General features: G+C 71.4%; 11 protein-coding genes and 1 pseudogene. 4 read left to right on the plus strand and 8 right to left on the minus strand.

Annotation, left to right across the window (positions count from 1 at the left end; all coding sequences use genetic code 11):
• Positions 1–40 precede the first annotated feature (40 nt).
• Positions 41–5,569 (minus strand): pullulanase-type alpha-1,6-glucosidase, encoded by a 5,529-nt coding sequence (gene pulA, locus ACFV1W_RS26440; protein WP_380419730.1) that lies wholly within the window; start codon positions 5,567–5,569, stop codon positions 41–43.
• A 317-nt stretch (positions 5,570–5,886) separates the two neighbouring features.
• Here pulA and ACFV1W_RS26445 point away from each other — a divergent pair, with 317 nt between their 5' ends.
• Positions 5,887–6,852, plus strand: coding sequence for a phosphatase PAP2 family protein (locus ACFV1W_RS26445; protein WP_380419731.1), 966 nt, complete (start codon positions 5,887–5,889; stop codon positions 6,850–6,852).
• Positions 6,853–6,917: 65 nt separating this feature from the next.
• Here the strand turns inward: ACFV1W_RS26445 and ACFV1W_RS26450 are convergent, their stop codons facing one another.
• Positions 6,918–9,944 carry a bifunctional [glutamine synthetase] adenylyltransferase/[glutamine synthetase]-adenylyl-L-tyrosine phosphorylase gene (locus ACFV1W_RS26450; protein WP_380419732.1) on the minus strand — a complete coding sequence of 1,009 codons (3,027 nt, stop codon included), beginning with the start codon at positions 9,942–9,944 and terminating at the stop codon, positions 6,918–6,920.
• Between the two features lie 113 nt (positions 9,945–10,057).
• Positions 10,058–11,284, minus strand: a complete 1,227-nt coding sequence (locus tag ACFV1W_RS26455; protein WP_380419733.1) for a glycosyltransferase — start codon at positions 11,282–11,284, stop codon at positions 10,058–10,060.
• A gap of 335 nt (positions 11,285–11,619) precedes the next feature.
• Here ACFV1W_RS26455 and ACFV1W_RS26460 point away from each other — a divergent pair, with 335 nt between their 5' ends.
• The gene (locus tag ACFV1W_RS26460) at positions 11,620–12,459 is read left to right on the plus strand and encodes a beta-glucanase (RefSeq protein ID WP_380419734.1); all 840 of its coding nucleotides are present in this window, start codon (positions 11,620–11,622) and stop codon (positions 12,457–12,459) included.
• Positions 12,460–12,492: 33 nt separating this feature from the next.
• Here ACFV1W_RS26460 and ACFV1W_RS26465 read toward each other — a convergent pair whose 3' ends face one another.
• From ACFV1W_RS26465 to ACFV1W_RS26475, 3 genes and pseudogenes are all read right to left on the minus strand, one after another.
• Positions 12,493–13,194, minus strand: a complete 702-nt coding sequence (locus ACFV1W_RS26465; protein ID WP_380419735.1) for a class E sortase — start codon at positions 13,192–13,194, stop codon at positions 12,493–12,495.
• Between the two features lie 183 nt (positions 13,195–13,377).
• A pseudogene (locus tag ACFV1W_RS26470) lies at positions 13,378–13,467 on the minus strand (glutamine synthetase); the annotation flags it as partial.
• A 159-nt stretch (positions 13,468–13,626) separates the two neighbouring features.
• Entirely contained in the window at positions 13,627–14,367 is a 741-nt protein-coding gene (locus tag ACFV1W_RS26475) for a hypothetical protein (protein WP_380419736.1), read from the minus strand.
• Positions 14,368–14,799: 432 nt separating this feature from the next.
• On the opposite strand from ACFV1W_RS26475, the gene ACFV1W_RS26480 reads away from it, so the two are divergent.
• Together ACFV1W_RS26480 and ACFV1W_RS26485 are read left to right on the plus strand one after the other, a co-directional pair.
• Positions 14,800–15,234: a GntR family transcriptional regulator gene (locus tag ACFV1W_RS26480; RefSeq protein ID WP_380419737.1), complete on the plus strand. Its 435-nt coding sequence runs from the start codon at positions 14,800–14,802 to the stop codon at positions 15,232–15,234.
• Positions 15,235–15,262: 28 nt separating this feature from the next.
• Positions 15,263–15,808, plus strand: coding sequence for an HD domain-containing protein (locus ACFV1W_RS26485; RefSeq protein WP_380419738.1), 546 nt, complete (start codon positions 15,263–15,265; stop codon positions 15,806–15,808).
• On the opposite strand, the gene ACFV1W_RS26490 is transcribed toward ACFV1W_RS26485, so the two are convergent.
• Together ACFV1W_RS26490 and ACFV1W_RS26495 are read right to left on the minus strand one after the other, a co-directional pair.
• Complete coding sequence (locus ACFV1W_RS26490) at positions 15,805–16,278, minus strand: NUDIX domain-containing protein (RefSeq protein WP_380419739.1); 474 nt, start codon at positions 16,276–16,278, stop codon at positions 15,805–15,807. The genes ACFV1W_RS26485 and ACFV1W_RS26490 overlap by 4 nt on opposite strands.
• Positions 16,275–17,048 (minus strand): helix-turn-helix domain-containing protein, encoded by a 774-nt coding sequence (locus ACFV1W_RS26495; protein WP_380419740.1) that lies wholly within the window; start codon positions 17,046–17,048, stop codon positions 16,275–16,277. Before ACFV1W_RS26495 ends, ACFV1W_RS26490 begins: the two co-directional genes overlap by 4 nt.
• Positions 17,049–17,407: the final 359 nt, after the last annotated feature.

A 17,407-nucleotide genomic window follows, 5' to 3' on the forward strand; every position in this document is an offset into this window, starting at 1 on the left:
CGACGGCGGTACGGGGCCCGGGAGCCGGACGTCGGCGGAATCAGCCCTGCACGAACACCGCCACGGTACGACCCGGCACGGTGAAGGTGCCGGTCGCGGCGTCGAAGCCGGACCGCTTCACCACCTGGTCCGCTCCGCCCGCCTGGACCGGGTGCAGCGCCTGGCTCGTCCCCTTCAGGGCCGCCAGGGTCTGCGTCTGCGCGGTGGGCGTGGCGTTGAAGACCACGGTGATGCCCTTCTCCGCGCCGGCCAGCCCGGTGCCGTCCAGGTGCAGGGTGATCACCCCGGGCGTCTCACCGGGCGTGCCGGAGAGCGGGTACGACAGCCGCTGCTGGACGTCGGCCAGGGTGGGCAGCGAGAACAGCGGCGAGGACTGCTTGATCCGCAGGAAGTCCTGGTACTGCGCGGTCGTCGCCCGGATGTCGGCCGCGCCCACGGTCAGCCTCGGGTCGGCCAGCAGCGACCCGGCCGTCGGCCAGAGCTCCTGGTTGTCCTTCGCCGTCGGCAGGCCGCGGCCCCAACCGTTGCCCTGAGCAGGGTTCCAGTGGATCGCGTTGAACCAGTCGCCCGAGTCGTAGGAGTTGGAGTCGAGCGACTTGGAGCGCAGCAGGTCGCTGCCCGCCTGGGCGAAGCCCGCGCCCTGGGTGAGCGCGGTCAGCGACAGGCCGAGCGCCTGCATCCGGGCCCGGTCGGCGGGCGCGGTGCCGGTGGGCAGCTTGTACGCGAGCGCGTCGAACAGGTCGGTGTTGTCGTGGGCGTCCACGTACTCCACCGCCTCGCCCGGCCTCGCCGCGTACCCGGTCGGGGAGCCGTTGTAGTCGACCTGGGCGCCGGTGACGGCCTTCCCGGAGCTGTCGGTGAAGGAGTAACCGGCCAGGTTCCCGGTCAGCCCGACCTTCAGCTGGTCCATCTGGTGCAGCAGCCGGGCCTTCTGCTCCTGCGGGCTGCCGTTCGCCGCCGAGCCGTTGGGGTCGGTGTACAGGCCCGAGGCGAAGCCCTGCTGGGGCGCGGAGCTCAGCATGAAGTTGCCGCCGCGGGCCGCGTCGCGGAGCCGGTCGTCGAAGGTGGCGAAGCCGGTGCCGGCCATGTTGGCCTGGGTCGCCTGCACGAACCGGGCGTTGTTCGCGACGGTGCCGAAGTTCCAGCCCTCGCCGTAGAGGAAGACGTTCTTGCCGTCCACCCCGTCGGAGGCCGGTGTCATCTTCCGCAGCGCGGCCTGCACGTCCAGCATGGTGGACTTCGGGTCCAGGCCCATCAGGTCGAAGCGGAAGCCGTCGACCTGGTACTCCCGGGCCCACAGCGTCACCGAGTCGACCACCAGGCGGTTCATCATGGCGTGTTCGGGCGCGGTGTCGGCGCAGCAGCTGTCCGTCGTCACCCTGCCGTTGGCGTCGAGCCGCTGGTAGTAGCCGGGCACCACCTTGTCCAGCACCGAGTGTTCGGCCTGGCCGCTGGCGGCGGTGTGGTTGTAGACCACGTCCAGCACCACCCGCAGTCCGGCGGCGTGCATCGCCTGGACCATCCGCCGGAACTGCACGGTACGGGCCGTCCCGTTCGGGTCGGTGGCGTACGAGCCCTCGGGCACGTTGTAGTGCAGCGGGTCGTAGCCCCAGTTGTACGCGTCGTCGGCGGCGACGGCCGCCACGCACTCCTGCTGCTTGGGACTGTTCGGGGCGAGGGACCTGAGGTCGCAGGGCGGCAGCTTCTGGTCCGCCCGGTTCTCGTGGACGGTGGCGATGTCGAAGGTCGGCAGCAGATGGACGGTGGTCACCCCGGCCTTGGCGAGGTCCCGCAGGTGCCGCATCCCGGCCGAGTCGGACTCGGTGAACGCCAGGTAGGTGCCGCGCTCGGCGGCCGGGACGGTGGTGTCCTCCACCGAGAAGTCCCGGACGTGCAGTTCCTGGATCTGCTCCTTCCCTGGCGGGACGGCCGCCGGACGGGGCTGGTCGTCCCAGCCGGCGGGCTTGAGCTCCTTGGCGTCCAGGTCGGCGACGAGGCTGCGCCTGGAGTCGGTGGACAGCGCCACCGAGTACGGGTCGGTGACGGTGTTGACCACCAGCTGCTGCACCGAGGGCGCCCAGACCTTCACCTGGTACAGGTAGTACTTGTCGTCCAACTCCCGCTTGTCCCGGACGACTTCCCAGACACCGGTCTCGTCGTCCAGCTTCAGCGGCAGCGTCCTCGGGCTGCCCCCGGTGGCGCTGTCGAAGACCTGGACGGACACCTGCTGCGCGGTCGGCGCCCAGAGTGAGAGGGCGACCTTGCCGTCGTAGTAGGCCGGTCCGAAGTCCACCTTGCCCGTGCGGCCGGCGTACAGGTCGTCCAGCACGCCGGGGGTCTGCACCCCGGTGGCGGCCAACGCCGCGCCGCTGGGCAGGTGTTCGGTGAACAGCAGCTGGCTGCGCAGCGCGGCCGGGACGCGCGCGGTGTCCCGGGCGTCCACGGTGAAGGCCCGGTAGCCCGCCAGGTGCGGGTACCTGGCCTTCTGGGCGTCGGTCAGCCCGCCCGCGACGGGGCTGAGCCGGATCCACTTGCCCGGGCCGGACAGCACGCCCTTGTCGGCGCGGATGCCGCCCTCGGGGTCGTAGACCAGCTGGGCGCTGGTGCCGCCGGCCAGCGCGGCATCGGTGGCGCCGTAGTTCGCCGGGACGACGACGGTCCTCGCGTCGATCCACTGGGCCTTGGCGCCCGAGAGGTCCAACTGCGAGGAGGCGGCGGGGTTCTGCGGCAGCAGGTAGCCCTCGCGGCCGCCGAGGATCCACACCTCCTTGCCGTTGACGGCGAAGTCCAGCGACTGGTCGGCGGGCAGGTCCTTGTCGTTGCCGTTGTGCAGGATGTAGCTGAGGCTGGTCGCACCGGGGGCGAGCGGCACCTCGAAGACGGCGCCGAAGGCGTCGCGGCGCACCGGCATCAGCGGCTTGCCCCAGTCGGTGGGGTTGGCGGCGCCGGTCCAGTCGTGCAGGCCCCAGCCGTCGTAGTCGCCGTCGGCCCGGTTGTAGTGGATGACGGCGGTGTCGGCGGGCTGGCTGTCGGCCGGGCCGGGGTTGGCGGTGCGGACGGTGGGGTCGCCCTGCTTCAGCCACACCTCGCCGGTGGTGCCGACGTCGATGTGCCGGTCGGCGTCCACGTCCTTGACGCCGTTCTTCTCCACGACGAAGCCGACGTCCGAGGCGCCGGGCTTGAGCCGCACGTACGCGAAGGCGCCGTACGCGTCCCGTCCGGTGAAGGGGTGCCCGGCGGGCCACTGGGTGCCCTCGCCGTCGGCGAGGTCGCCCCAGGCGTAGAGGTTCCAGCCGTCGTAGTCGCCGTCCGGCCGGCTGTAGTGGACGACGGCGTACGGGCGGGCGCCGGCGGTGGGCACCGGCTTGGGCGCGGGGGCGCCGGTGGTGAAGCTCGCGGCGGCGGAGCGCAGGTGGCCGCTGGAGTCCTGCAGGACGGCCTTGTAGCGCACCACCGTGCCGGGGGCGACCGCACTCAGGTCCTGGGTGACCGCGTACTTCCCGGTGTCGGCGGTGCCCAGCGTCTGCCAGGGCCCGTTGCCCACCTGGGCGGCGAAGCTGACCCGGTCGAAGCCGCCGTCCGCCTCGGCGCCGACCGTCACCAGTCCGGTGGAGCCGTCCGCGGGCGGCCGCACCGAGAGCTGCGGCGCGGCCGCGACGGGAGCGAGCCTGCCACCGGCCTCGAACACCACGGAGGACAGCGCCGGGACGGTGACGGTCACCTTGCGGTCGCCGCCGCTGGTGACCCGCTCCCCCGCCGACGGGTAGATCCGGTCGAAGCCCATGCCCGCCGAGAAGGTGTCCAGGGTGACGGTCTTCGCCTCGGCGGCGTTGTTGACCGCCACCAGGTACTCGACCTGCTGGCCCGCGTCGATCCGGGAGAAGGCGTACACGCCCGCGCCGTCGGCGGCGTAGCGCTCGATCTGCGCGCCGTCGGCCAGCGCCGGGTGGTCGTGGCGCAGCTTGGCCAGGCCCGCGATGCCCTGGTAGAGCTCGCCGCCCTGGCCGTACCGGTCGGCCGGTCCGGAGGGGCCGCCGAGCACCCGGTCGCCGTTGTAGGAGGCCGTCCTGGAGGCGAACATGTCCTGCCGGGCGTCCTTGTCGCCGCCCGCGCCGGTGAAGCCCTGCTCGTCGCCGTAGTAGACGACGGGCTGGCCGCGGGTGAGGAACTGCAGCTCGTTGCCGAGCCGGTCCTTCTTCAGCAGGGTCGCGTCGTCGGCGCCCGGGTTGTCGGCGAGCAGGAAGGAGCCGAAGCGGCCCATGTCGTGGTTGCCGAGGAAGGTGGGCAGCTCGTACGCGTCGGTGTCGGCGCTGGTGTACCGGTAGTCCTGGCCGTAGAGGTCGGCGAGGTTCTTCGCCGAGCCGCCCTGGGAGACGTAGGAGCGGGCCGCGCCCTGGAACGGGAAGTCCAGAGTGGCCTGCAGCTTGCCCTTGGTGACGTAGGGAGAGGTGACGGCGGGGTCGCCGGAGTAGACCTCGCCGAACATGAAGAACTTCTTGTCGCCCTGCTTGGCGGCGAAGTCCTTGAGCGCGGGGGCCCACTGCTGCCAGAAGGCCATGTCGACGTGCTTGACGGTGTCGATCCGGAAGCCGTCCACCCCGGTGTCCTTGACCCACTGCTGGTAGACCTGCTCGAAGCCCCTGACCACCCGGGGGTTCTGGGTGTCGAGGTCGTCCAGGCCGCCGAAGTCGCCCTCGGTGGCGGACTCGCCGACGAAGGTCGAGTCGCCCCGGTTGTGGTAGAGCGCCGGGTCGTTGAGCCAGGACGGGTTCTTGGCCTTGGCGTCGGCCGGGTTGCGGAAGACCGGGGTGTAGGGGAAGGAGTCCTTGGTGATCTTCGGCCAGGGTGCCCCGGCGTCGGCGACCGCGGTCTCGTCGACCGGGTTGCCGTCCGCGTCGAGCGTCGGGTACGCGCCGGTCGAGCGGTAGCCGTGCTGCTGCTCGGCGTCGTCGATGACGTCGGCGGTGTGGTTGGTGATGACGTCGAAGAAGACCTTGATGCCGCGCGCGTGCGCCTTGGCTATCAGCTCCTTGAGCTGCTCGTTGGTGCCGAAGTGCGGGTCGACCTGGGTGAAGTCGGTGATCCAGTACCCGTGGTAGCCGGCCGAGGTGTCGGCGCCGCTGCCCTGCACCGGCTTGTTCTTGAAGATCGGGGCCATCCAGATCGCGGTGGTGCCGAGGTTCTGGATGTAGTCGAGCTTCTGGATCAGGCCGGCCAGGTCGCCGCCGTGGTAGAAGCCCTTGTCGCTGGGGTCGAAGCCGTTGTCCAGCCGCCCGCCGGTGATGCCGCCGGTGTCGTTGGCGGTGTCGCCGTTGGCGAAGCGGTCGGGCAGGACGAAGTAGAACTGCTCGCGGGTGAGGTCGTGCCGCCCCGCGGTGGCCGCCAGCGCGGCGTCGGAGGGCGGGGGCGGCGGGGCGGCGGCGAGGGCCGCGGGGGCGCTGCCGAGGGTGGCGGCGGTCAGCGCGGCGGCCAGCAGCACGGCCGTGCGGCCGCCGCGTCTGGTCCGTGCGGCGTGGCGGGCGCCGCGGCGAGGACGGCTCCGTCGGGGGCGGAGCGGCGTATCGGCCACTGAGGGGCTCCCTTAGGGGAAGGGGCGATCGATTTCCCAGGAAGCTAGCGGCCTGCAATATGTTTCAGCAAGATGCAGAAAACGTTTCGTACCGGAAAAATCCAGGTCGGGGGCCCTGCCGGCGACCCCGGTTACGTGCCGACGGCGCACGGCGTGACAATGGGACGTATGTCCGTCCCACCGGTAAGCACCAGACCCGCCCGCACCCCCTACCCCGGTGGGATCCGCCCCCTACCCCTGGAGGGGGACGACCGGTGAAGAATCCACTTCCGGAGGATGAGCAGACGGCTACGAGTGGTCTGGCAGACTTCTCGTCCATGGGGGAACCGACCGAGATCCAGCGAGGCGACGCCGCACGCGCCGACGCGGCCCACGACGGCGGCTCCGAGGCAGCCCGGGCCGGCACGGCCCGGCAGCCCGAAGGAGCCACCCGTGCCTCCCAGTCCCGTACCGCCGTCCTGCGCGACCGCGTCCGCGACCAGCGCCGCTCACCGGCCCGCCCGCGGATCTGGTTCGAGCTGGCGCTGATCGGGATCAGCTACTGGCTCTACTCGATCGTGCGCAACGCCGTCCCCGAGCAGGAGGCGGTGGCGCAGCGGAACGCGCGCTGGATCTGGGACCTGGAGCACCACCTCGGCATCGCCGTCGAGCGCTCGGTCAACCACGCCGTGGACAGCGTCGGGTGGCTCATCACCGGGATGAACTACTACTACGCGACGCTGCACTTCATCATCACGATCGGCGTGCTGGTCTGGCTCTACCGCAGCCACCCGGGCCGCTACGTCGCCGCCCGAACGGTGCTGTTCGTCACCACCGGGATCGCCCTGGTCGGCTTCTACTTCTTCCCGCTGGCCCCGCCCCGGCTGATGACCGACGGCAACTTCATCGACACCGTCCAGACCCACCACACCTGGGGCTCCTTCGCCTCGGGGCCCGCCGCGCACGTCTCCAACCTGTACGCGGCCATGCCCTCGATGCACATCGGCTGGTCGATGTGGTGCGGCCTGGCGATCTTCTTCCTCGCCCGCCGGGCCTGGGTCCGGGTGCTCGGCCTGCTGTACCCGCTGGCCACCCTGACGGTCATCATCTCGACCGCCAACCACTTCTGGATGGATGCCGTCGGCGGCGAGATCTGCCTCGCCGTGGGCTTCCTCACCGCCCGCTGGCTCTACCACGAGTGGGTCTACAAGCTGCCGCAGGTGCCCGCCCGGGAGACGGCCGACCGCCCGGTCACCGTCCCCGAGCAGTGGAGCGAGCCGACGGTCGGCAGCGCACGGCGCTAGCTCCGCGAAGGCCGAAGACGTGAGAAGGGCCCCTTCCGAGGGGCCCTTCTCACGTGTGCGAGGCCTCAGCCGGCCCCGTAGAACAGCCGGTCCACCACCGCCCTGGCCCGCCGGGTGGTGCGCCGGTAGTCGTCCACCAGCTCGCCGCTGTGCCCGGCGCCGTACCCGAGGTAGCGGGCCACTCCGCTCAGCTCCCGGGCGTCCCCCGGGAAGCTGTCCCCCGGCCGTCCGCGCACCAGCATCACCGCCGAGCGCACCCGGGAAGCCAGCACCCACGCCGCCTCCAGCACCTCCGCGTCGGCCCGCTCCACCAGCCCGGCCCCGGCGGCGGCCGCCAGCGCGGCCCTGGTCCGGGTGGTGCGCAGGGCCGGCAGCTCGTGCCCGTGCTGGAGCTGGAGCAGCTGCACCGTCCACTCGACGTCCGCCAGCCCGCCCCGGCCGATCTTGGTGTGGGTGGTCGGGTCGGCACCGCGCGGAAGCCGCTCGGCCTCGATCCGCGCCTTGATCCGGCGGATCTCCATCAGGTCCCGCTCCGGCACCCCCACGCCCGGGTAGCGCAGCGGGTCGATCAGCCGCCGGAACCGGGCGCCCAGCTCCTCGTCCCCGGCCACCGGTTCCGCCCGCAGCAGCGCCTGGCTCTCCCAGGCGTGCGACCAGCGCCGGTAGTACGCCGCGTACGAGGCCAGGGTGCGCACCAGCGGGCCGCTGCGCCCCTCCGGCCGCAGGTCGGCGTCGACCAGCAGCGGCGGCTCGGTGGACGGCGCGGCCAGCAGGGTGCGCAGCTCGTGGCAGACCGCCTGGGCCGCCCGGGCCGCCTCCTGCTCCAGCGAGCCGAGCACCGGCTCGTGGACGAAGAGCACGTCGGCGTCCGAGCCGTAGCCCAGCTCGTGGCCGCCGAAGCGGCCCATCGCGATCACCGCGATCCGGGTCGGCAGGTCCCCGTGCTCGGCCTCCCACCCGGCCGTGCAGGCGCGCAGCGCGCCCTGCAGGGTGGCGGCGTTGAGCGCGGTCAGCGCCTCCCCCGCGGTGTCCAGCGCCTCGGCCGGGTCCTCGCCGAGCCAGCCGAGCACGTCCGCGGCGGCGGTGCGGAACAGCTCCCGGCGGCGCACCGAGCGGGCGGCGGCCACGGCGGCGGCGGTGGACCCGGCCCGGCCGACGGCGGCCAGCACCTCCGACTGCAGCGCCGCCCGGCCGCGCGGCACCAGGCCCTGCGGGTCGCCCAGCATGGCCACCGCCTCGGGGGCGCGCAGCAGCAGGTCGGGGGCGAGCCGACCGGCCGACAGCACCCGGGCCAACTGCTCGGCGGCGGCGCTCTCGTCCCGCAGCAGCCGCAGGTACCAGGGGGTGCGGCCGAGCGCGTCGGAGACCTGGCGGAAGTTGAGCAGCCCGGCGTCCGGGTCGGCGGACTCGGCGAACCAGCCGAGCAGCACGGGCAGTAGGGTGCGCTGGATCGCGGCCTTGCGGCTCACCCCGGAGGCGAGCGCGCTGATGTGCCGCAGGGCGGCGGCCGGGTCCGCGTAGCCGAGCGCCTCCAGCCGGGCCCGGGCCGCGTCCGGGGTCAACCCGGCGGCGCCGGGCGGCAGTTCGGCGACGGCGTCGAGCAGCGGGCGGTAGAACAGCTTCTCGTGCAGCCGCCGGACCTCCACCGCGTGCCGCTTCCACTCGCGCTGGAGCGCAGCCACCGGGTCGGAGCGGGTGTCGTCGTTGATCAGCGCGGCGAGCGAACGGGCGAGGCGGCGCTGGTCCTCCTCCGCGGTGGGCATCAGGTGGGTGCGGCGCAGCCGGTGCAGCTGGATGCGGTGCTCCAGCGAGCGCAGGAAGCGGTACGCGGCGTCCAGCGAGGCGGCGTCCGCCCGGCCGACGTACCCGCCGCGGGAGAGCGCGGCCAGCGCCTCCAGGGTGTTGCCGCTGCGCAGCGCCGGGTCGGTGCGCCCGTGGACCAACTGGAGCAGTTGGACGGAGAACTCGACGTCGCGCAGCCCGCCCGGGCCCAGCTTGAGCTGGCGGTCCAGTTCGATGGCCGGAATGGAGTCGATCACCCGGCGGCGCATCTGCTGCACGTCGGCGACGAAGTTCTCCCGGTCGGCGGCCTGCCAGACCATCGGGGCGAGCGCCTCGACGTACGCGGCGCCGAGCTCGGCGTCCCCGGCGACCGGGCGGGCCTTGAGCAGCGCCTGGAACTCCCAGGTCTTGGCCCAGCGCTGGTAGTAGGCGAGGTGGCTGGCCAGGGTGCGCACCAGCGGGCCGTTGCGGCCCTCCGGGCGCAGGTTGGCGTCCACCGGCCAGATGGTGCCCTCACCGGTGGTGTCCGAGCAGAGCCGGGTCAGGGCGGCGGCCAGCCGGGTGGCGGCCTTGACCGCCTCGTGCTCGTCCACGCCCTCGCGCGGCTCGGCGACGAAGATGACGTCCACGTCCGAGACGTAGTTGAGTTCGCGGCCGCCGCACTTGCCCATGCCGATCACCGCGAGCCGGCAGGCCGCGGCGGCCTCCGGGTCCTGCGCGGCGGCGAGGTCCAGTGCGGTCTGCAGGGTGGCGCCGGCCAGGTCGGCGAGTTCGGCGGCGGTCTGGGCGAGGTCGGTGGTGCCGGTGAGGTCGCGGGCGGCGATGGCCAGCAGGCAGCGGCGGTAGGCGACCCGCAGTGCGTTCACCGGGCTGAGGGTGTCGTCCTTGACGCCCTCGGCGAGGGCTCGCCGGAAGTCCTGCGGGCCGGGGTGCATGTCGCGCAGTTCGAAGGTGACCAGCACGTGCCAGTCGCGGGGGTGGCGGGCCAGGTGGTCACCGAGCGCGGTGGAGACGCCGAGCACCCCGAGCAGCCGGTCGCGCAGCGGCTTGGAGGTGGTGAGGGTGTCGCGCAGGGTGTGCCGCTCGGGCTCGTCGGCGGCCTCCAGCAGCCGGGCCAGGCCCAGCAGCGCGAGGTCGGGGTCGGCGGTGGCGCCGAGCGCGTCCAGCAGCACCGGGTCGTCGGCCAGGCCCTCCAGGCCGGGCCCGTCCAGTAGCCGCACGGCCTTGGCGGGATCCGTGAACCCGCGCCGGACCAGCCTGATCTCTGGCCGGCTGACCCGGCTCCCGGCCCGCTGCTCCTCCACCGCCATCGCTCTCCCGGAAACGCCCAGTGGCCCACGCGGTCACGCGGCCCTGGACCTACCTTCCCAGGAGCCGGTCCGCCCGCGCCACGGGGCCCGTGGCGCGGGCGGTCGTTCCGGCGTCATGCCCGTTCCGGCATCCGGTTCACCAGGTGCCAGAGCAGGGCCGACAGCAGCACCGAACCGGTCGCGGCAGCGCCCGTCAGGAACAGGTGGTCCCGGTCGAGAACGCGGCCGCAGAACACGCCGACGAGCCCCGCGCCCGCACCCGTCAGCGCGAGGCCGAGCCGCCGCCGTTCCGACATCCGGGTGATCTCCACCCGGCGGCCCTGACGGCCAGTCCAGGAGAGCAGATGTCGGCCCAGGACCCATTCCCGGAACATCACCCAGAGGGAGACGACGGTGCCCATCGTGCCCACGACGAGATACGCCGGATAGCAGGCGAGCGTCCGCCGGATCCCGATTTGCAGGGCGGCCGTCCCGAAAGTCAGCACCACCATCGTCAGGAACCACAGGCCCATCCACCGGAATGCGTCGAAATGAGTGAACCTGGTGGCCAGCTGATAAAGCAGCGAGATGTATCCGGAAGCCATCAGGACGCTGTCCACGAGCATCGCGCCGAATACCCGGGTAAAGCCCCAGCTGTGGAGGAACAGACTGCGGTGCTTGTACAGCGCCTGCGCCCAGCCCGCCGCCCACCGGTGGGTCTGCGCCCAGTAGACGGACCAGCTGCCCGGGTCGCGGACGCACACGTACGCGCCGGGCACGAATCCCGCCTTCAGCCCGGCGCGGTTCATCTTGAGCGCCAGTTCAACGTCCTCGCAGAGGCTGTCGGTGGACCAGCCGCCGACCGCCCGGACCGCCTCCGCGCGGTACACGCCCGCACAGCCCGAGAGCACGGCGACCCAGCCGTGCCACGACTCGACCGTCCGGGACATCCGGTGGGCCGCGGCCCACTCGATCACGCGCGAGCGCTGGAAGACGCCCTTCACGCTGTGCGGCGTGACCGACATGCAGACGCCCCCGTAGCCCTTGGCGCGCATGCGCGCCAGGCATAGCTCCAGCGCCCGGTCGGAGGCGAAGTAGCCGTCCGCGTCGAGCAGGGCGACGAACTCGGTGGTCACCTCCCCGAGTGCGAGGTTGAGCGACTCCGGCTTGCTCCTGCAGTCGACCTCCAGCACCTCGGCGCCGCACCGCCGGGCGATCTCCGCCGTCCCGTCGGTGCAGGAGTCCGCGAGGACCAGCACGGTGCGCGGCCGTACCGTCTGCTCGAAGGCGGACTTCACCGCGTCCGCGATGAAGTCCGCCTCGTTGTGTGCCGGGATCAGCACGGTCAGCGATTCGGTCACCGCCGGGCGAGCCACTTCACGGCCGCGCCGATCGCGGCGGCGGCGCCGCCGGTCGCCAGGAGCGCCAGCGAAGCGACGCCGGTGTGAGCGAGTCCGTACATAACTGTTCCTCACTGACTGTCCTGAATGCCGATCGGTGAATTAATGAGGGAATTCGAAGGAATTCGCCGACATCGGGCCACCGCCATAACCCGCATTTCTTCTATCACGAATCCGCCGACTGCCGCCCTTAACACGCCATTACGGGCCCCGCCAATCGATGCGGCCGCCCGGAACTCATCCGGTCGGCTCCGCCCGCGGCGCGGACTGACCGCCCGGCGTGGATCGTGAACGGCATGGATATCCGATTGCTGGTGGCGCTGGCGATGGCGGCGACGACCGCCGCGACGTCGGCCGCCGCCCCCGCTGCGACGGTGGCCGCCCCCGCTGCGACGTCGGCCGCCGCCCCCGCTGCGGCGGTGGCCGTCGCCCCCCGGTCGCAGCGCACCATCGTTCTCCTGGACCGCTTCACCACGCTGGATGTGGGACCGGGCCGACAGTGGGGCTGGCAGACCGCCGCCTACGCCGGCTGCACCGAGAACCCCAACCGCTGGAAACTCGACCGACTCACCACCGACGCGCTGAGCACGGCCGCCGGACACCTGACCGTCACCGCCCAGCACCGCGCCGACGGCAACTGGGACACCGGACTGCTGACCACCGGCGACTCCTGCGACTCCGGTGGCAGCGGGTTCCGGCTCCGCACCGGCGACCTGGTGACGGTGCACGTCCGGCTGCCCGCCGCGGGCACCGCCGCCTGGCCCTGCCTGTGGACCTGGCGGGACGGCGGCAACGAGCTCGACCTGTTCGAGTGGTACGCCGACCATCCGGACCGCATCGAGTTCGTCAACCACGTGCGCGAGAGCAGCACCCTCTACTCCGGCCCGGACATCGCTCCCGAGCGGTGGGTGTACGTGGCCGTCCGGCTCGGCGCCGACGACGACACCTGGTACGTCGGACCGTCCCAGGACCAGCTGACCCCGGTGTGGTCCGACGGAACGGGCGTCGGGCCCGACTTCTCCGCCTACCTGATCCTCAGCCTCTCGATAGGCGACGGGACGTTCCACGACCCGCCGACCCGCACCGATCCGGTCACCATGGAGGTCGACCTGCTGAGCGTCGAACGCCCCGGGTAGGGGCCCCGACCGTACGGACCGGACGGGCGCCGCTCAGCGCAGTTCCGCCGGCGGCACCCGCCCGGGCGCCATCGCCTCCTCCCGGACCAGGCTCCCCCAGACCACCAGCCGGTACAGCGACGTGTACTCCGGGGTGCACGTCGTCAGCGTGATGTAGCGCCCCGGCGAACGGTACGGCGAACCGGTGGGCACGGGCGCGATCACGCCCACGTCGTCCGGCGAGGTCTCCGGCAGCACGCCGTCGACCCGGTAGACGTACCAGCGATCCCTGGTCTCGACCACCACGGCGTCGCCCGGGCCGACCCGGTCCAGGTCGTGGAACTTCGCGCCGTGGCCGTCGCGGTGCGCCGCGAGGGCGAAGTTGCCCTCGCCCTCCCAGGGCGGAACCGAGCGGTACGGCACGGTGTACGCGCCGGCCACCCCCTCCGCCAGGGTCGCCTCGTCCGTACCGGACCTGATCAGCACCTGGTAGTCCCGGCCCATGGCGGGCACGTGCAGGAAGCCGAGGTCGCCGCGGCCCAACCCGGCCACCGGGGAATCCGCTGCCGGCGGCGCGGCGACCGACCAGCTGTCGCGCAGCCGCCCGGCGGCCCGGTCCGCCGCCCGGTCCGACACCACGTTGCTCCACCAGAGCACGTACACCGCGAAGAGCGCCACCAGCAGACCGAACGTCAACAGTCCGTCCCCGACCCACCGGGCCACCGCCCGCACCACCACGCCCCGCTGCCGCGCCATCCCGGGCTCCCGTCGCCGCCACCGAACCGGCCGCCACTCCAGCGCCCCGCCCCGCCCGACCGCAAGCAGACACACTCCGGGGCGGCGCCGCTCCCCCGAACGCAGTAGCGCCGGAGCCGCCGCCGGGAACGCGAGGAGGCCCGCCCGGCGACGGTCGCCGGGCGGGCCTCCTTCGGCGGTCCCTCAGAGCACCTGGAGGTTCTTGCGCAGCTCGAAGGGGGTGACCTCGGAGCGGTACTCCTCCCACTCCTGGCGCTTGTTGCGCAGGAACTGATGTCTCCCCAGGACAGGTCCGAACAGCCACCGCAGGCCTGCCATGGAGCGGTCGTTGGTCGGTGTTGTTGGTCACTGTCGGCCAGCCCCGGACGGCCCACAGGCGGCCCAGGAACGGATGACTTGGGGCGCACGGTCACCAGTTCGGCATCGGCATGCTCAGAAGGGCGCTTCCTCGTTCCATCCGCTGGCCCACAGCACGCTGCCATCAAGCGACGCTGCGCGTTCGGCCTGCCATGCGATGTCGTGGCGCTCGCGTAGCTCTGTGACGTCCTCACCCCACGCTTCCAGGGCTCTGAGTGCCTCGACGCGGTAATGGCTTCTGGTGCTGACCGCGAGCTCGGTCCTTACCCTGTTGGCGATCAGCGGGCTCCGTTCGGCGAGCCCGGGATCTAGGAGAATCGTGGCGGCAGCAGCCAGTGAAGCCTCACTGACCGCTGGGTCACGATCGTCGAGAAAGCCGGACACATCATCAAAGACTGCCGGCAAGACCGCTCGCACGGCGGCCAGATCCGCTTCACCACCGGCGTCCCAGGCCACCGCGTCCGCGACACTGCCCAGCCAGTCCAACAACTCCGCCCGCAGACAGCGTTCCTCCTCGTAGAACACACCGCGCTCCTCCGTCCTCACGTCCGCGAGGACGGCCGCCACGACCAGTGAGGCCGCGGCCGTCGATCCGTAGACCGTGTTCTGGTGAAGCACCAACGAAGCCAGATCGCGCACCGCCAGGCGCCGAACGGCGAAGTCACTGGCCAGCAGCCCGACCAGGATCTCTTCCGTACGATCTGCCTCCGGCTCATCCGCACAGGCATGATCCAGCGCAGCCCAGTCGGTGCCAGCCATCAGAACCTGTGCTTTGAGAGGCAGGGGGGGTTCAAGGCGGTTCGGCGCATCGCTCATACGAGGATTGTGGCGCGGTGTGCCGTCGCTGCCGCCAGCAGAGCTCTGGCTGAGGAGGGGGCCGCCTGCGACCCGACCACGATCACCACGACGAAGCTGCACCTGCGCGCATGCCCTGTCCCCTCCGAGGAGGGCCGGAGTTTGGGCAGAGCCCCATGGCTCTGCCCGTCACTGCCTGGTCCGCGGGTCAGTCCTGCCATCCACTCTCTGTGGCGCGGCCGGCCCCCGCCGTCGCGGGGCGAAGACAGGGCCGGGGCGGGCGGCGGGCCAGCGCCGCGAGCGAAGCGAGCCTTGAACCCGTAGAGAAGATCTGTTGCGGGCCGGACCGCGGCTTGAGGAGCTGTCGCTTGTGGGCGGTCAGCCCGAGGCTGGCAGCGAGCCCCCGCAATCGTTCATCCTGGCTAGGTATCTGCCTAGAGAAGGGAGCGGCTAGTGTCCGAGCGGAGCCCGCGCGGTACCTACCTCCGGATCGCCGACGCGATCGAGACCGAGATCAGCGGAGACTCCTCACTGACGTCGCTACCCTCCGAAGCTCAGCTGATGGAGAGGCACGGCGTGGGACGCACCACGGTGCGTCGCGCCCTTGAGTCCCTCGCGACCAAGGGCCTCATCAGGTCGCGCCCCGGCGCCGGATGGGTCGTGATGAGCATCGCGCCCAAGGCCTCGGTGCTCGACCAGCTCACCGCTCTCGTCCGACAGCTCGACGTCGGGGCCGACTTCCCCTCGGAGAAGGAACTCGCCGAGACAACCGGCGCCGCGCGAGGCACCGTCCGACGGGCTCTCGCGCAACTGGAGGGCGCTGGCGTACTCGAAGTACGCCACGGAAAGGGGCGACGAGTTCGCGCCCTTCCCGTCGATCACTCCTGACCACAAGTACCAAGGAGCAGATACAACCGTGTGGGCCTACGAGCTTGCCGAGTCCCTTCTGTCCACCGACCTGCCGCGCCGCTGGTCCCACTCCAAGGGAGTGGCCAGCAAGGCGCGGACCCTCGCCGGCATTCTCGGCCCGGACGCCGAACTGCTGGAGTCCGCCGCCGTTCTGCACGATGTCGGCTACTCGCCGCGGATCGCCGACACCGGCTTCCACCCGCTCGACGGCGCGCGGTTCTTGCGCGCGGAGAGCGTGGACGAGCGTGTCGTGCGGCTGGTCGCCCACCACTCGTGCGCGCTGCTCGAAGCGGAGGAACGCGGACTGCGGCGAGAACTGGAAGAGGAGTTCCCGCTGGAGGAGCCGCACCTGGTGGACGCGCTGATCTACTGCGACATGACCACCACGCCAGACGGTACGCCGACAGCGACCCCCGACCGGATTGCGGAGATCGTGGGCCGGTACGGGCCTGACAGCGTCGTCGGCCGGTTTATCCGCCGCGCCGAGCCGGAGATCGACGCGGCCGCACGCCGGGTCGAAGACCGATTGCTCCAGGCCCGCACCACCGCCTAGCCGATGTACGGCTGCACTCGGGCAGGCTCCAAGCCATGCGTGATCCGCAGCCGCATGGACGGGTGAATGTCGAGGTCGTCGAGGTCCGCCGGGTCCACCCAGCGGACCTCCTTCGACTCCGAGCTCGTCCGCAGGTCACCACCGATAGGGCGGGCCTTGAAGCAGATGGAAAACTGCTGCCGGACCTCCCCATCGTCGTAGGCCATGACGTGTTCCGGGTCCGTGTACAGGCCAACAACGGAGTCGACTTCAACGTCGATTCCAGTCTCCTCGCGCACCTCGCGGACCACTGTGTCCGCCACGGACTCCCCGATGTCGTGCCCACCGCCGGGGAGCGCCCAGAGGTCGTTGTCGGTCTTGTGGATCAGCAACAGCCGTCCCACCTCGTCCGTCACTACCGCGGTGACCGAGGGCACCACGGAGTTCGCCGGCGGGGCAGCCGGGTCATGGAAGTAGTCGATCCGGCTCATGCTGCAGCCTCACTTTCGAGCTGGGGCGAGGTGATGATCCGGGAGCCCTCCCAGATGCGTTCGATGCTCGCCGCGTACGTGCTGAACAGCTCTCCGCCAGGCACCTGGGAGAGGTGCAGGACCGGAGCCAGGTATGCGCCGACTCCGTAGACGTGTCCGTTGACGAGCAGGTCGTCGTCGGCGCGGTAGAGCGAGTTGTAGAGCGTCGTCGAGTGGAGCCGGAACTCGACTCCGGGGGTCCCGAACAGCGGCGCGTAGTTGGCCAGCGCGTTTCGGATCTTGCCTGCCATGGCAGGCCCGATCCCCTCGTCCTCGCCTCGTTGAGCCACGCCGGGGCAGTCGGGATCCCCCAGCATGAGCCGCACGGGTACACCAGCCTGGGCCTTCTCCCGGATGAGTCGGAAGAACAGAGGGTCCTCTGAAAGCCAGAAGCCCGCATAGACCACCAGGTCGAAGTGGCGTGTGGCCTTCGCGTAGAGCGAGGTCCACAACTCCTTTGGCACGACAGCCCGGTGAGGGTAGAGCTTCACCAGCTCCGCCCGCCCGGCCTCGGCGGTCGCGCTGCTGGTCTGTTCGTCGGACCACAGCTCCGACAGTTCTCGCTGCAACAGGTTGGCGAGCGCGTACTGGAAGCGCCGGTAGGGCCGTCGCCCGTCTTTGGCCTCGACCCACCGTTCCACCGTCCGGGGGCTCGTACCTAGCCGCTCGGCGATCTGCTCAATCGTCAACTTGCTCGCGAGGATCGCTCCTCGCAGTCTCTCGTTGGCCATCTCGCCCTCCCCTGGACGACGTTGCGGCACTTGGACGATCTGGGACGACTTGACCGTAGCGAAGTCGGATCGTAGCCGTCCAGACGCGCCGTGTTCCGACGGGGCCGGAACGCCGAATCTAGTGATGCACGGTCGGAATCTCCGACCGAACCAAGCGAAGGACTTGACGCAGCGTCGGCTTCTCGGCATCGTAAGAGACATGTTCAACATGTCTCGCATGCCGAGGCGGACGAACTGACAGTCCTTCTTTGGACTGCCCTGAGCTGCACAAACGCACCATCGACAACTCAAGAGAGTGATCCACCACCGCAGTCCTTCCGTGACCACGCCGGTCGGGGTGAGTGGAGACCAGTCGGCAG

It is taken from the genome of Kitasatospora sp. NPDC059648 (assembly GCF_042734825.1).
GTDB lineage: Bacteria > Actinomycetota > Actinomycetes > Streptomycetales > Streptomycetaceae > Kitasatospora.